At 72.9% G+C, this 14,357-nt stretch carries 13 protein-coding genes and 1 riboswitch; of the genes, 8 read left to right on the top strand and 5 right to left on the bottom strand.

Going from position 1 to position 14,357, the window contains the following annotated elements:
• Positions 1 to 40: 40 nt before the first annotated feature.
• Complete coding sequence (locus tag ACMTAK_RS11300) at positions 41 to 775, bottom strand: DUF5995 family protein (protein WP_413806092.1); 735 nt, start codon at positions 773 to 775, stop codon at positions 41 to 43.
• A gap of 88 nt (positions 776 to 863) precedes the next feature.
• Complete coding sequence (locus tag ACMTAK_RS11295) at positions 864 to 1,748, bottom strand: NAD-dependent epimerase/dehydratase family protein (protein ID WP_413806091.1); 885 nt, start codon at positions 1,746 to 1,748, stop codon at positions 864 to 866.
• 128 nt (positions 1,749 to 1,876) lie between these two features.
• On the opposite strand from ACMTAK_RS11295, the gene ACMTAK_RS11290 reads away from it, so the two are divergent.
• The gene (locus ACMTAK_RS11290; RefSeq protein WP_413806090.1) at positions 1,877 to 2,734 is read left to right on the top strand and encodes a helix-turn-helix transcriptional regulator; all 858 of its coding nucleotides are present in this window, start codon (positions 1,877 to 1,879) and stop codon (positions 2,732 to 2,734) included.
• 209 nt (positions 2,735 to 2,943) lie between these two features.
• On the opposite strand, the gene ACMTAK_RS11285 is transcribed toward ACMTAK_RS11290, so the two are convergent.
• The 3 genes from ACMTAK_RS11285 to ACMTAK_RS11275 all read right to left on the bottom strand — a co-directional run bounded on the left by ACMTAK_RS11285 (position 2,944) and on the right by ACMTAK_RS11275 (position 6,687).
• The gene (locus tag ACMTAK_RS11285; protein ID WP_413806089.1) at positions 2,944 to 4,347 is read right to left on the bottom strand and encodes a uracil-xanthine permease family protein; all 1,404 of its coding nucleotides are present in this window, start codon (positions 4,345 to 4,347) and stop codon (positions 2,944 to 2,946) included.
• 69 nt (positions 4,348 to 4,416) lie between these two features.
• Positions 4,417 to 5,280, bottom strand: coding sequence for an isocitrate lyase/PEP mutase family protein (locus tag ACMTAK_RS11280; protein ID WP_413806088.1), 864 nt, complete (start codon positions 5,278 to 5,280; stop codon positions 4,417 to 4,419).
• A gap of 174 nt (positions 5,281 to 5,454) precedes the next feature.
• Positions 5,455 to 6,687: an MFS transporter gene (locus ACMTAK_RS11275; protein ID WP_413806087.1), complete on the bottom strand. Its 1,233-nt coding sequence runs from the start codon at positions 6,685 to 6,687 to the stop codon at positions 5,455 to 5,457.
• A 147-nt stretch (positions 6,688 to 6,834) separates the two neighbouring features.
• On the opposite strand from ACMTAK_RS11275, the gene ACMTAK_RS11270 reads away from it, so the two are divergent.
• The 7 genes from ACMTAK_RS11270 to ACMTAK_RS11240 all read left to right on the top strand — a co-directional run bounded on the left by ACMTAK_RS11270 (position 6,835) and on the right by ACMTAK_RS11240 (position 14,279).
• A complete protein-coding gene (locus ACMTAK_RS11270) occupies positions 6,835 to 8,061 on the top strand; it encodes an ROK family transcriptional regulator (protein ID WP_413806086.1) in 1,227 nt (408 codons plus the stop codon).
• Between the two features lie 129 nt (positions 8,062 to 8,190).
• Positions 8,191 to 9,495, top strand: coding sequence for an alginate lyase family protein (locus ACMTAK_RS11265; protein WP_413806085.1), 1,305 nt, complete (start codon positions 8,191 to 8,193; stop codon positions 9,493 to 9,495).
• A 546-nt stretch (positions 9,496 to 10,041) separates the two neighbouring features.
• A riboswitch (FMN riboswitch) is annotated at positions 10,042 to 10,172 on the top strand.
• 156 nt (positions 10,173 to 10,328) lie between these two features.
• Entirely contained in the window at positions 10,329 to 11,447 is a 1,119-nt protein-coding gene (gene ribD, locus ACMTAK_RS11260) for a bifunctional diaminohydroxyphosphoribosylaminopyrimidine deaminase/5-amino-6-(5-phosphoribosylamino)uracil reductase RibD (RefSeq protein ID WP_413806084.1), read from the top strand.
• A 1-nt stretch (position 11,448) separates the two neighbouring features.
• Positions 11,449 to 12,081, top strand: coding sequence for a riboflavin synthase (locus tag ACMTAK_RS11255; protein ID WP_413806083.1), 633 nt, complete (start codon positions 11,449 to 11,451; stop codon positions 12,079 to 12,081).
• Entirely contained in the window at positions 12,078 to 13,409 is a 1,332-nt protein-coding gene (locus ACMTAK_RS11250; RefSeq protein WP_413806082.1) for a bifunctional 3,4-dihydroxy-2-butanone-4-phosphate synthase/GTP cyclohydrolase II, read from the top strand. Before ACMTAK_RS11255 ends, ACMTAK_RS11250 begins: the two co-directional genes overlap by 4 nt.
• 75 nt (positions 13,410 to 13,484) lie before the next feature.
• Positions 13,485 to 13,970 (top strand): 6,7-dimethyl-8-ribityllumazine synthase, encoded by a 486-nt coding sequence (gene ribH, locus ACMTAK_RS11245; RefSeq protein ID WP_413806081.1) that lies wholly within the window; start codon positions 13,485 to 13,487, stop codon positions 13,968 to 13,970.
• Between the two features lie 36 nt (positions 13,971 to 14,006).
• The gene (locus ACMTAK_RS11240) at positions 14,007 to 14,279 is read left to right on the top strand and encodes a phosphoribosyl-ATP diphosphatase (RefSeq protein WP_044568481.1); all 273 of its coding nucleotides are present in this window, start codon (positions 14,007 to 14,009) and stop codon (positions 14,277 to 14,279) included.
• Positions 14,280 to 14,357 lie beyond the last annotated feature (78 nt).

The following is a 14,357-nucleotide window of genomic DNA, read 5'->3' as shown; positions in this document are numbered from 1 at the left end:
GCCGGTCCGGGGGCCGTTCAGCACCCGGTCCGGGGCGGCTTCAGCACGCGGACGGCAGAGGGGTGAGCAGAAAGCGCCCGACCAGACCCACGGTGGCGTCGACGCGCTCGGCGAACTCCTCGGCCAGCTCCGGCACCGCGCGCAGCCCCCACAGCGCGCGGAACGCCGCCCATGCGGCGTCCCGCGCCTTCTCCAGGCTCCAGGAGCCCACGAGATGGGTGAGCGGATCGGCCACGTCCAGCAGATCGGGACCGGGCATCAGCTCCTCCCGGATCCGCTCCTCCATCCCCGCGAGCAGGGCGCCGATCCGGTCGAAGTCGCCCTCCAGGGCGTCCGGTTCCAGGTCCCGGGCCCGGCAGGTGTCCAGCAGCGCGAGCGCCAGGTCATGGCCGATATGGGCGTTGATCCCGGCGAGCGCGAACTGCACCGGGCGGACCCCCGGGTGGCACCGCAGCTGGAACAGCGGCCGCCAGCAGGCGGGCGGCCGACCGCCGGTGGTCACCGCGTCGACCGCCGCCAGATAGCGCTCGGCGAACCGCACGTCCAGCTCCTCGGTGGCGGACGGGTCGTGGAAGTACCCGTCCGCGAGCCGTCGGCCGACCTCCTCGGTGACCGACAGATACACCCCGTTGAAGACCGTCACCCCGTCCCCGGGCGGCAGCGACGTGCCGAGCGCGCTCATGCGCGCCAGGACGCTTCGCACGGTGCGCGGTGCGAGCCGCGCGGGCGTGGGTGTGGGCCGCGCGGGCGTGGGTGTGGGCGTGGGCATCGTCATGGACGCCAGGGTGGCAGGCCGGACGGGCGCGGTCCCGCCGTACGCCGTCGCTTCCCCTGGACGGTCTAACGCCCCGTCAACCGCCGTATCACAGCACCCCCGCGTCGCGCGCCGTCCACATCGACGGATACAGCGGCCGCCAGCCCAGCTCGTCCCGCAGCCGGAGGTTGGAGGTGATCCCGAACCAGGGGTCCGCGTCGGTCCGCTCGGTCATGCCCTCGGGCAGCGGCACCCCGCTGATCTGGTAGAGCTCGACCGTGGTCGCCGGGGCGTCGTCCACGATGTTGTACTTGCGGCCCGACACCGAGCCGCCGGCGGTGCCGCCCGGCGCGCGCAGCAGCCGCAGCAGCGCCTGCGTCGCGTCCGCGTGGTGGACCATGGCGAGCCGCTGGTTCCCGGCCCATGCCGCCGCGTGCGGCAGGATGTTCGCCAGATGCGGATCGCCGTCCCCGTAGACGAAGGCCAGGCTGCCGATCCGCAGATCGAGGCCGTGCTCGCGGTGCAACGCCAGCAGCTCCCGCTCCGCCTCGGCCTTGGAGGCGGGGTACGCGCCCCACAGCAGCCCGCCGGGCCTGCTCTCGTCGTCCTCCGTGAGCGGCCGCCCGCGCGAGGCGCCGTACACCAGATTGGTGCTGACCTGGAGGAACCGGCTCGTCCCGGCCTCGACCGCGGCCCGTCCGAGCGCGACCGCCGCGTCCCGGTTGACCGCCCATGCCTCCTCGTCCGGCACCCCGCGGAAGGCCGCCGCGATGTTGACCACCGCATGCGCCCCCTCCATGGCCCTCCGCAGATCCTTCTCCTCGCGCAGATCGCCGACCATGAGCCGCGCGCCCTGGGCCGCGAAGGGGGCGCCGCGCTCCTCGTCGCGCACCAGCACCCGTACCTCGGTACCGGCCGCGGGCCGCTCCAGCAGCCGCTTGGTGAACCGCCGTCCCACCTGGCCGGTCGCACCCGTCACCAGAATCAAGGGCATGAGCATCCGCCTTTCGTCTCGTCGCTCGGCCTCAGCCTGCGGCGGGCGGGGCGGGGCCGGGAGAGACCTCCTCATCCAGGGATCCGCAGACCCTGGATACGGGACGCGGGCACGGCGACGATGGGAGCGTGCATCGAACGGAACTCGCTGACTTCCTGCGCCGTTGCCGCGCCCGCCTCGGTCCCGCCGACGTGGGGATGACGCCCGGCCCCCGACGCCGTACGCCAGGGCTGCGCCGGGAGGAGGTGGCCCAGCTCGCGGGCATGTCCCCGGACTACTACACCCGGCTGGAGCAGGCCCGGGGCCCGCGCCCGTCCCGCCAGATGCTGACCGCGCTGGCCCGGGCGCTGCGGCTCACCGACGACGAGCGCGACTACCTCTTCCATCTGGTGGGGGAGGAGCCGCCGGGCGACCGCAGCACCTCGGAGCATGTGCGGCCCGGTCTGCTCCGGGTGCTGGACCGGCTGTACGACACCCCGGCCCAGGTGATCACCGACTGGGGCGAGGTGCTGGCGCAGAACGCGATGGCGGCGGCGCTGGTCGGCGACATCATGGTGCGGCCGCCCGGCGACCGCAATATCGTCCGGTCCTTCTTCACCCGGCGCGACGACGCCTCCGACGCCCCCGGGATCTTCTCGGGCGAGGAGATCGAGGAGCACGCCCGGCTGCATGTGGCCACCCTCCGGGCCGTGCTCGCCGCCCGCCCCGACGACCCCGGACCGGCGGGGCTCGTGGCCGAACTGCTGTCGGTGAGCGCGGAGTTCGCGGCGCTGTGGGAGGCCCATGAGGTGGCCGTATGGCACTCCAGGGTCAAGCGGTTCACCCACCCGGTGGTGGGGACGATGGAGCTGGACTGCGAGGTCCTGCTGAGCTCGGAACACGCCCAGCGGCTGATCGTCCACACCGCCCGCCCCGGCACCGAGTCCGCCGAGCGGCTGGAGCTGCTGCGGGTGGTGGGCCTCCAGGACCTCGCCCCGCGAGGATGAGGCCCGGGGGTTTCGCGGGCGCTTCAGGGCCTACGGGCTGCCCGGTGGATCTGTCCCCTCCCCGCCCCTTCCCGCGACCCCGATCTGCGGCTCCACAGCGTGTGCGGCAGGGGCTTCGCCCCTGGACTCCGGGCGGAGCCCGGTCCGGGGTGTGGGGCGGAGCCCCGGTTTCGGGGAGGGGCGGGGAGGGACGCGGCCCGCCGCGGGCGTCACGATCCGCCGGACGCCCCCTGGGCAGGCCACTCGTCGTCGTATTCGCTGGTGCCCGCGTCCAGCAGGGGCTCCTGCTGCTTCAGGTGTGCCGGGGCCAGGGCCCGCAGTACGTGGTAGCCGAGCAGCACCACGATCGTGCCGAGCGCGATCCCGCCCAGCTCGAAGTTGTGGCCGATCTTCAGGCTGACGCCCCCGACGCCGATGATGACGCCCGCCGCGACCGGCACCAGATTGAGCGGATTGCGCAGGTCCACCTTGTTGTGCACCCAGATCTGCGCGCCGAGCAGCCCGATCATGCCGTAGAGGATGACGGTGATCCCACCCAGCACCCCGCCCGGCACCGCCGCCACCACCGCGCCGAACTTCGGGCACAGCCCGAAGAGCAGCGCGAAGCCCGCGGCGGCCCAGTACGCGGCGGTGGAGTACACCCGGGTGGCGGCCATGACCCCGATGTTCTCGGAGTACGTGGTATTGGCCGGGCCGCCGACCGAGGTGGAGATCATGGTCGCCGCGCCGTCCGCGGCGATCGCCGTGCCCAGCTGATCGTCGAGCGGATCGCCGATCATCTCGCCGACCGCCTTCACATGCCCGGCGTTCTCGGCGATCAGCGCGATCACCACCGGCAGCGCCACCAGTACCGCCGACCAGTGGAAGGTGGGCCCGTGCAGGGACGGCAGACCGATCCAGTCCGCCCTCGCCACACCGGAGAGATCCAGCCGCCAGTGGTCGGTGACCCGTCCGCTGCCGTCGATGGAGTGGATCTTGCCGAAGACGCGGTCGAAGACCCAGGAGACCGCATAGCCGAAGACCAGCCCCAGGAAGATCGCGATACGCGACCAGAAGCCCCGCAGACAGACCACCGCCGCCCCGGTGAGCAACATCGTCAGCAGCGCGGTCCACTGGTCGGCGGGCCAGTACGTACCGGCGGTCACCGGCGCCAGATTGAATCCGATCAGCATGACCACCGCGCCGGTCACCACCGGCGGCATCGCCGCGTGGATGATCCGGGCGCCGAACGTCCGTACCGCCAGACCGCTCAGCAGCAGCACACCGCCGACCACCAGGATCGCCCCGGTGACGGCGGCGCTGCCGCCGCCCTGCGCCCTGATCGCGGCGGCCACGCCGACGAAGGACAGGCTGCACCCCAGATAGCTGGGGATCCGGCCGCGGGTCGCGAGCAGGAAGAGCACGGTCGCGACCCCGGACATCATGATCGCGAGGTTGGGGTCGAGACCCATCAGCACCGGAGCGACGAAGCTGGCCCCGAACATGGCCACGACGTGCTGCGCGCCGAGCCCCACCGTCCTCGGCCACGACAGCCGCTCATCCGGCCTGACGACGGCACCGGGGGCGGGGGTGCGCCCATCGCCGTGCAGGGTCCAGCCCACGCCGAGGCCCATGACTGCTCCACTTCATCGCTGCGGGGGATTCGCAGCAATGTTAGTTGGCCGAAAATATGCGTCTTGCGGCTATGTGGGACCGGCCGTGGTGAAGTCGTCTGCCAGTGACTGTGCCTCACCGTAGCCGGGCAGGTCGGCGGCTTGATCGGCATGGGCGGGGACGTCCGGGTGGGTGATCGACCACGCCAGCTCGACGGCATGGTTCAGGGCGGCCCGGAAGAGCAGCGAACCGCAGCTGATCCGCCGCACCCCGAGCTCCGCCAGCCGCTCATAGGTGTGGCGGCCGGGTGTGAAGAGGACGTTCAGCGGGGTCTCGCCGAGGTCGTCGGCCAGCGCGCCGATGTTCTGCTCATCGATGAGCGCGGGTACGAAGACCCCGTCCGCGCCCGCCCGCACATACGCCTCGATGCGCTCGGCGGTGGCGGCCAGCGAGGGCGGGGTGCCGCCACCGATCGCGGCGATCCAGTGGGTGTCGGTCCGGGCGTTCACGAACAGCCGGGGCACCCGCTCCTTGATGGCCTCGATCATCGCGCACTGCCGGGCCGGCGGCGCGAGGGTGCCGTCGGGGCGTCCGTCCTCGATGTTCACGCCGACCACCCCGGCCCGGTCCAGCTCGGCCGCGACCGCCGCGACCTCCTCGGGCCGTTCGCCGAACCCGCCCTCGATGTCGACGGTCACCAGCGCCGGGAGCCGGGCGATGCCACGGGCGAGGGCGAGGGTGCCGTCGCGGGCGGCGCCGGTCGCGTCGGGCAGCCCGGCCGCCGCGGCCACGCCGAGGCTGGTGGTGCCGATGGCGGGGAAGCCGCGCCGGACCAGGGCGGCGGCTGAGGCATGGTCCCACGCGTTGGGCAGCAGCAGGGGCCGGTCGCCGTGGTGGAGCCGGCGGAAGGCGGTGTGGCGGTCGGGGGCCGGGCCGTCGCTCGTATCGCTCATATCACCGACCGTACGGCCGGATCCTTACGGCGCTCACCGAACAATGGCGGTGCGGGAGCCGGACGGTGGCGGTGCGGGAGCCGACCCACGGCCGTGCGGGAGCCGACCGACGGCCGTGCGGGAGCCGGACGGTGGTGGCGTCGGAGCCGACGCACCGTCACGGGCTCGCCTCCGTCAGGGGAGCGTGGCCTGGGACGTCGACGGGTCGGGGTGCGGGGCGGAGCCCGTGGTGTCCGTCCCCGCCGGGGTCCGCAGCACTCCGGCCCCCGCCACCAGCCCCAGCGCCAACGTCGTGACCAGGCAGAACGAGATCGTCAGCGAGGTAAGATCCGCGATTGACCCCATCGCCGCCGGAGCGATCAGCCCCGAGGTGTAGGTGATCGTGGCGACGCCCGCGATGGCCTGGCTCGGGGCCGGGCCGCTGCGCCCGGCGGCGGCGAAGGCCAGCGGCACCACGACCGCGATGCCGAGGCCGATCAGGCCGAATCCGGCGATGGCGAGGGCGGGCCCGGAGGCGGTGACCACGAGGACGCCCCCGGCGGTGGCGAGGACGCCGCCGGTCCGTACGGTCCGCACCGGCCCGAAGCGGCCCACCAACGCGTCCCCGACGAGCCGGGCGCCGGCCATCGTGCAGGAGAAGGCGGTGGTGCAGGCGGCGGCGAGGCCGGGGGAGGTGTCCAGGACGTCGCGCAGATAGACCGCCGACCAGTCCAGGCTCGCCCCCTCAGCGAAGACCGCGCAGAATCCCACCGCGCCGATGATCAGCGCGGAGCGGGGCGGCAGGGCGAAGCGGGGCGGCGGGTGCTCCTCGGGGGCGCTGCGCAGGTCCAGGACCCAGTGGCAGGCCACCGCGCCGAGCACCGTGAGGACCCCGGCGGCGATGGCGAGGTGGAGCCGGGCGTCGGCCTCGGCGTGCGCGGCGACCGTGCCCGCCGCCGAGCCGGTGAGCGCGCCGACGCTCCACATGCCGTGCAGCCCGGACATGATCGAGCGGCCGAGGCGGTTCTCGATCTCCACACCGAGGGCGTTCATCGCGACGTCGGACATCCCGGCGGTCGCGCCGAAGATGAGCAGCGCACCGCACAGCCAGACCAGTCCGGGCGCGAGCGGGGGCATCACCAGCCAGACGGTCCACAGGGCGAGCAGTCCGCGCAGTGCCGTGCGGGCGCCGAAGCGATGGCTGATCCGCCCGGCCAGGGGCATCGCGATCGAGGCCCCGACGGCGGGGAAGGCGAGCGCGAGGCCGAGTTGACCCGCGCTCAGGTCCAGCCGCTCCTGGACCCAGGGGATACGGGTGGCGAAGTTGCCGGTCACCGCGCCGTGCACGGCGAAGACGGACGCCACGGCGATCCGTGCCCGCCGTACCGGGCGCATCTCGGACGCCCCGGACTCCTTGAGCCTGCCCATACTTGTCGCACCCTCCCCGTAGCGCCGACCCGTGCCCGTGCCCGTACTCGTGCTTGCGCCCGGCCTGTGCCGTGGCCCACCGGAAACTATCAGGCAGGCTCCCTGATAGATAGAGCTTTTCCCACGGCCTTCTGGAAGGATCCCGGCATGACCTCGACGAGCGTGTCCGTGGCGGGCCGCACCGCCTCTCCGAGTACGGCGCGGGCCATCAACGACCGCCTCGCCCTGCACCTGCTCAAGGACAAGGGGCCGTTGACCGCGGGGGAGCTCAAGTCGCTGACCGGGCTGTCCCGTCCCACCATCGCGGACCTGGTCGAGCGGCTGCGGCAGACCGGGCTGGTGGCGGTCGTGGGGGAGTCGGGGGCGGAGCGCCGGGGGCCCAACGCCCGGGTGTACGGGCTCGTCGCCGACAGCGCGCATGTGGCCGGGGTGGACGTCCGTACGGACGGTGTCGCGGTGTGCGTGGCCGATCTGCTGGGCCGGACCGTGGCGGAGGAGTCGCTTCCGGTGGCCCCGGACGTGGATCCGGCGCACACCGTGGCGGCCGTGGTGGCCCTCGTGGAGCGGGCCGCCGAGCGGGCCGGGGCGGTGCGGCTGCACCACATCGGGATCGGGATGCCCGGTCTCATCGACCCCGCCACCGGGGAGCTCAACTCACCGGGCGGGCTGCCCTCCTGGCATCGGGAGCTGGCCACCGCGCTGCACGGCGGCCTCGCGGCACCGGTGCTGTTGGAGAACGAGGTCAATCTCGCCGCCGTCGCCGAACAGCGGCTGGGCGCGGTGCGCGACCGCGACACCTTCGTACTGCTGTGGCTCGGCCACGGCATCGGCGCGGCCGTGGTGCTCGACCGGGTGCTGCGGCGCGGTGCGTCCGGCGGCACCGGGGAGATCGGCTTTCTGCCGGTGCCGGGCACCGTGGGGCTGCCCTCCGCCACCGGCTGCGACGGCGGGTTCCACTCCCTGGTGAGCAGCGCCGCGGTCTGCGAACTCGCCCAGGAGCACGGTCTCGAGGCCGCGGCGGGCGGTTCGCGTGGGGACGGAGCGGAGGATTCCGGCGCGGCGGAGGCGGTGATCCGCGCGGCCCTGGCGGCGGGGGAGCGGGGCGAGACGTTCCTGGACGCGCTGGCGTCCCGTATCGCGCTGGGCGTCGCCGCGATCTGCGCGGTGCTCGACCCGGGATGCGCGGTGCTCGGCGGCGAGGTCGGCCGGGCCGGGGGCGAGGGGCTCGCCCGGCGGGTGGAGGAGCATGTGGCCCGGCTGTCGCCGCTGCGGACGTGGGTGCGCGCGGGGGTGGTGGGCGGCGGCGGGGTGCTGCGGGGCGCCGTGCTGACGGCGCTGGACGCGACGCAGAACGAGCTGTTCGGCGCCCCGTAGTCCTTCGGCGCGCCGCATCCGTGGGGTGAGGGCATTCCTGTGCGATCTCTTGTCGTGCCCATGGAGCCGTCTTACTCTGAGCCCGATCTCAATTCTGAATAGCGTTCAGCTATCTGATTGGAGTGCTCGATGGGTGCACCTCCAGCGGGACGCGGGCGGATCGCCCGGGCGATCGTCGCCGCCGCCGCCCTCCTGGCCGTCCTGGCGATCCCCGCCGCCCCCTCCGCGCAGGGCGCCGAGCGCGTCCGGCATTCCGGCCCGGTGCCCCGTACGGTGGTGCTCGACGGGCCCCGACTGTCCCTCACCAAGCTGAAACTGCAGCTCGGAGACCGGAATCTGCGGCGGACCGTACGCGATCTGACCACCCAGGCCGACCAGTGGATGAAGCAGGGCCCCTGGACGGTCACCGACAAGGACCAGGTGCCGCCCAGCGGCGACAAACACGACTACTTCAGTCAGGCCCCCTACTGGTGGCCCAGCCGGCCCAAGACCGAGGACAATCCGTACGGCTGCCCTTACGTTCAGAAGGATGGCCAACGGAACCCCGACGTGGACAAGATGACGGACCGTCCCGAGGTCGGGAAGGTCTTCGAGTCCGCCTACGAGCTCTCCCTGGCCTGGTACTACACCGGTAAGCGGGCCTACGCCGAGCACGCCGCGGACATCCTGCGCACCTGGTTCATCACCCCGGAGACCCGGATGAACCCGAACCTGAACCACGCGCAGTTCATCCCCTGCATGTACGACGGCCGCTCGATCGGGATCATCGACTTCTCCCAGGCCTTCACCAGCCTCCTCGACGCCGCCGCGCTCCTCGACACCGGCGCCCCCGGCTGGTCCGACAGCGACCACGCGGGCTTCCGCACCTGGAACAAGCAGTTCCTGGACTGGCTGGTGAACAGCGACTTCGGCAAGGAGGAGGGCGCCGCCGAGAACAACCACGGCACCTTCTACGACATGCAGGTGGCCGCCATCGCCACCGCCGTGGGCGACCGGGACCGCGCCCGCCAGGTGCTCCGCGACGCCCGCACCAAGCGCATCGACACGCAGATCGCGGCCGACGGCACGCAGCCGCAGGAGCTGAAGCGCACCCGGAGCTTCCACTACTCGACCTTCAACCTGGTCGCGTACACCCGGATGGCAGCCATCGGGAAGCACGTCGGGGTGGACCTGTGGCACTACACCGGGCCCGGTGGCGCGAACCTCTTCAAGGCGGTCGACGTCCTGCTCCCGGCGGCCACGGGTGCCGCGCCCTGGCCGTACCCGGAGCTCGACTTCCGCGCCTACGCGGCGAGCGACATCGTCCACGCGGCGGCCGACGCGGGTGACCGCGAGGCCCGTGCGGCACTGCCCAAGCTCCAGACCCCGCCCGGTGGCGACCTGTGGGCCCTGCGGCCGGCGGTGGAACAACTCGACAGCATCGCCCAGGGCTGACGGCCACCTCTCCCCACCCCGGCGGCAAGCCCCCGCCCCCCCGGATCGGTAGCGGCCTCGGCGCCGCGGTATCCGGCCGGGGGCGGGTGCCTTGCGGGTGGCAGGGGGCCGGGGGTTGCCGCCACCGGCCATCTGCGGGGGCCGGGGTCTCGACGGAGTTCCGCGGTATGGAGGCTGCCCCCGGACGGGGCTCGGGGGCTCGCCCCGGGGAGGGAAGCCCATCCCTCGCCTCTCCCACCCGCCATCTGCGGGGCGACGGGGCTTCGACGGAGTTCCGCGGTATGGAGGCCGCTCCCGGACGGGGCTCGGGGGCTTGCCCACGATTCGGGAAGGGGCGGGGTGGGGGATCCGCTCCCGGCCCGAGCGGGGAAACCCTTCCCGACCGGGGTGGGGAAACCGCTCCGGACCCGGGGCCGAACCGGGGTGGGATCCGGCCCGGACCTGGGGCGGGCCCCTCCGGGGCTTGGGTGGGTGAGGGAGGCCACATGGGGGTTGCCTCCCACCTGCGCCGATAGCCATGGCACACTGAGTCCGTACCAGTGACGTCAGCGCACTCCGGGGTCGGTGAAAATCCGAACCGGCGGTTACAGTCCGCGACCCGTCCGCCGCCAGCGGCCGGTTGACCAGGTGAAATTCCTGGACCGACGGTGAAAGTCCGGATGGGAGGCAGTGCGCGGCGGTAGCGACATCACCGGTGCGCCGCCTCGGCGGTTCGCCCTCGCGTATGCGGGATGCGGACTCTTCGCCGATCCCGGCGTGCTGGCGGCGGCGTTCCCGCTTCCGTGTCATCTCGACAGCCCCGGAGTCCGTGCCCGAAGAGGCAGGAGGACCCGGTGGCCACCGCAGCCGAAGCCCAGGCGATGCGCCAAGCCGTCGCGCTCGCCGCCCGCGGCCTCGGCCACACCAGCCCCAACCCCGTCGTAGGCTGCGTCATCCTCGACGCCGGTGGCCGCGTCGTCGGCGAGGGTTGGCACCAGCGGGCCGGCGGCCCGCACGCCGAGGTCCACGCGTTGCGCGCGGCGGGGGAGCGGGCCCGTGGCGGCACCGCCGTCGTCACCCTCGAACCCTGCGACCACACCGGCCGCACCGGCCCCTGCTCACAGGCCCTGATCGCCGCCGGGATCGCCCGCGTCCACTACGCCGTCGCCGACCCCACCGCCCAGGCCAAGGGCGGCGCCGCGACCCTGGCCGCCGCCGGGGTCGAGGTCGACGCCGGGCTGCTGGCCGAGGAGGCCGAGGCGGTCAACGAGCCCTGGCTGACCGCGATGCGCCGCGGCCGCCCCTTCGTGCTGTGGAAGTTCGCCGCGACCCTGGACGGCCGCAGCGCCGCCGCCGACGGCACCAGCCGCTGGATCACCTCCGCCGAGTCCCGCGCCGATGTGCACCGGCTGCGCGCGGAGGCCGACGCCGTCGTCGTCGGCTCCGGCACCCTGCGCGCCGACGACCCCCACCTGGCCGTACGGAACCGGGAGGACACCACCCAGCCGCTGCGGGTCGTCGTGGACACGGGCGCCACCATCAAGCCCGGTGCCCGGGTTCTGGACGACGCCGCGCCCACGCTGATCGCGGTCGCCGAGGACGCGGGCATCGCGCATCTGCCGCGACGGCCGGGCGTGGAGACCGTAAGGCTGCCGCGCGCGGAAACCGGCCTCCGGATCCCCGCGCTCCTGGCCGAACTGCACGGCCGCGGGGTGCGCTCCGTCCTGCTGGAGGGCGGGCCCACCCTCGCCGGGGCGTTCCTCGCCGCGGGAGCCGTCGACAAGGTCGTCGGCTATCTCGCCCCCGTCCTGCTCGGCGCCGGCCCCGCCGCCCTCGCCGACGCCGGAATCACCACCATCGCGCAGGCGTTGCGCCTCGAGACGGCCGATGTGACCCGGCTCGGTCCCGATCTGCGCGTCACCGCCGTCCCCATCGCCGCTCCCGTCCCCGCCCCCCTCGCCGAGGAGAACTGAAGTGTTCACCGGAATTGTCGAAGAACTGGGTGAGATCGTCGCCATCGAGCACCTGGGTGACGCGTCCCGCTTCCAGGTACGCGGCCCCGTCGTCACCGAAGGGGCGAAGCACGGCGACTCCATCGCCGTCAACGGCGTCTGTCTCACCGTCGTCGACATCACCGAGGACGCGGAGGGCACCCGGTTCAGCGCCGACGTGATGGCCGAGACCCTGAACCGCTCCAGTCTCGGCGCGCTCGACATTGGCTCCCGGGTCAACCTGGAGCGCCCGATGGCGCTGGGCGGGCGGCTCGGCGGCCATATCGTGCAGGGCCATGTGGACGGCACCGGCGCCATCCTGGACCGCAAGCTCTCCGAGCACTGGGAGATCGTGAAGATCTCGCTGCCCGCCGAACTCAGCCGCTATGTCGTCGAGAAGGGCTCCATCACGGTGGACGGCATCAGCCTCACCGTCGTGGACGCGGGCCCGGACTACTTCACCGTCAGCCTCATCCCGACGACCCTCGCGCTCACCACGCTCGGGGTCAAGCAGGCCGGTGACCCGGTCAACCTCGAGGTGGACGTACTCGCCAAATACGTCGAGCGGCTGCTCGGACGGGACAACGGCACGCAGGACAAGGAGGCCACATCATGAGTGAGGCATACGCGGTGACCGACCCGCACCCGAGCGGCCCGGCCGCCCCCCTGCGAGCCGCGCACTGGCCCGACGAACTGGCACTGGACCCCATCGAGCGCGCCATCGCCGACATCGCCGCGGGCCGCCCCGTGGTGGTCGTGGACGACGAGGACCGGGAGAACGAGGGCGACCTCGTCGCCGCCGCCGAGACGATCACCCCCGAGATCGTCGCCTTCATGATGAACGAGTGCCGTGGGCTCATCTGCGCGCCCATGGAGGCCGTCGACCTCGACCGGCTGCGGCTTCCGCAGATGGTCGAGGAGAACACCGAGTCCATGCGGACCGCCTTCACCGTCTCGGTCGACGCCACCGCCGAACACGGCGTCAGCACCGGTATCTCCGCCGCCGACCGGGCCACCACCCTCCGGCTGCTGGCCGACCCGGACACCACCCCCGGCGACCTCGTCCGCCCCGGCCACATCTTCCCGCTGCGCGCCCGCCCCGGCGGGGTGCTCGCGCGCGACGGCCACACCGAGGCCGGGGTCGACCTCGCCCGGCTGGCCGGACTGCGCCCGGCGGCCGTGATCTGCGAGATCGCGGGGGAGGACGGCGCCATGCTGCGCCTGCCCGACCTGGTGGCCTTCGCCCACAAGCACGACCTCGCGATCGTCTCCATCGCCGATCTGATCACGTACCGCAAGCCCGCCGAGCCGCTTGTGCGGCGCGAGGCCGAGACCCGGCTGCCCACCGCCTTCGGCGACTTCCGGGCGTACGGCTACCGCGCGGCCGACGGCGTCGAGCACATCGCGCTGGTCCAGGGCGACCTCCGGGACGGCGAGGACGTGCTGGTCCGCGTCCACTCCGAATGCCTCACCGGCGATGTCTTCCACTCGCTGCGCTGCGACTGCGGCCCCCAGCTGCACGCCGCGCTGGAGCGGGTCACCGCCGAGGGCCGTGGCATCGTCCTGTATCTGCGCGGCCATGAGGGGCGCGGGATCGGACTGCTGTCCAAGCTGCGCGCGTACGAGCTCCAGGAGCTGGGCCGGGACACTCTGGACGCCAATCTGGAGCTCGGCCTGCCCGCCGACGCGCGGGACTACGCCGCGGGCGCGGAGATCCTCGCCGACCTCGGCGTGCGCTCGCTGCGGCTGATGACCAACAACCCCGAGAAGACCACGGCGCTGGTCCGGCACGGGCTGCGGGTCACCGGCCGGGAGCCGATGCCCGTCCAGGCCGGGGAGCACAACCTCCGCTACCTCCGCACCAAGCGGGACCGGATGGGGCATGACCTGCCCTGGCTGGACGGCGACCGCGCCGAGCCCATATCGGCCTGCGGCAACCAGTAGCCACACCGACGCACCACCACAGAAGCACCAGAAGCACCAGAAGCACCAGCAACATGAGAAACACCGAGGAGAGACGTGAGCGGTAAGGGCGCCCCCGAACTGTCCGTGAAGAACTGCGGGGACCTGCGCGTCGCCGTCATCGCCGCACAGTGGCACGAGAAGGTGATGGACGGGCTGCTGGACGGCGCCCTGCGCGCGCTGGGCGAGCTCGGCATCGACGAGCCCACCGTGCTGCGGGTACCGGGCAGCTTCGAACTGCCGGTGGTCGCCAAGGTGCTCGCGGGCCGCGGCTATGACGCGATCGTCGCCCTGGGCGTCGTCATCCGCGGCGGCACCCCGCATTTCGACTATGTGTGCCAGGGCGTCACCCAGGGGCTGACCCAGGTCAGCGTGGACACCGGTGTGCCCATCGGCTTCGGCGTGCTGACCTGCGACACCGAGGAGCAGGCCCTGGACCGGGCGGGGCTCTCGGGCTCCAGCGAGGACAAGGGCCACGAGGCGGTCACCGCGGCCGTCGCCACCGCCACCACCCTGCGCTCGGTCGCCGAACCCTGGCGCTGAGGGGCGTCGCACGACCCAAGTAGGATGACGGACACGATGCCCAAGAAGACGTTCGAGGAGCTCTTCGCCGAGCTCCAGCAGAAGGCCGCCACGGCCGACCCCGCCACTTCCCGCACCGCCGAGCTGGTCCACTCCGGTGTGCACGCCATCGGCAAGAAGGTGGTGGAGGAGGCCGCCGAGGTGTGGATGGCCGCCGAGTACGAGAGCGACGAGGCGACCGCCGAGGAGATCTCCCAGCTCCTGTACCACCTTCAGGTGATGATGGTCGCCAAGGGGCTGACCCTCGACGACGTCTACGCCCACCTCTGAACACCCCCGTCAAACACCCCCTCATCCTCGCTACCGAGCTACCGAGCTACCGAGCTACCGAGCTACCGAGCTACCGAG

The organism is Streptomyces lacaronensis, from assembly GCF_047337785.1.
Lineage (GTDB): Bacteria > Actinomycetota > Actinomycetes > Streptomycetales > Streptomycetaceae > Streptomyces > Streptomyces lycopersici.
Note: the sequence above shows the minus strand (reverse complement) of the source record. Positions and strands in the feature narration are given on the sequence as shown.

Coding starts and splice junctions, on each gene's coding strand:
- ACMTAK_RS11300 (WP_413806092.1), bottom strand. CDS start 775: ATGACGATGCCCACGCCCACACCCACGCCCGCGCGGCCCACACCCACG.
- ACMTAK_RS11295 (WP_413806091.1), bottom strand. CDS start 1,748: ATGCCCTTGATTCTGGTGACGGGTGCGACCGGCCAGGTGGGACGGCGG.
- ACMTAK_RS11285 (WP_413806089.1), bottom strand. CDS start 4,347: ATGGGCCTCGGCGTGGGCTGGACCCTGCACGGCGATGGGCGCACCCCC.
- ACMTAK_RS11280 (WP_413806088.1), bottom strand. CDS start 5,280: ATGAGCGATACGAGCGACGGCCCGGCCCCCGACCGCCACACCGCCTTC.
- ACMTAK_RS11275 (WP_413806087.1), bottom strand. CDS start 6,687: ATGGGCAGGCTCAAGGAGTCCGGGGCGTCCGAGATGCGCCCGGTACGG.
- ACMTAK_RS11270 (WP_413806086.1), top strand. CDS start 6,835: ATGACCTCGACGAGCGTGTCCGTGGCGGGCCGCACCGCCTCTCCGAGT.
- ACMTAK_RS11265 (WP_413806085.1), top strand. CDS start 8,191: ATGGGTGCACCTCCAGCGGGACGCGGGCGGATCGCCCGGGCGATCGTC.
- ACMTAK_RS11250 (WP_413806082.1), top strand. CDS start 12,078: ATGAGTGAGGCATACGCGGTGACCGACCCGCACCCGAGCGGCCCGGCC.
- ACMTAK_RS11240 (WP_044568481.1), top strand. CDS start 14,007: ATGCCCAAGAAGACGTTCGAGGAGCTCTTCGCCGAGCTCCAGCAGAAG.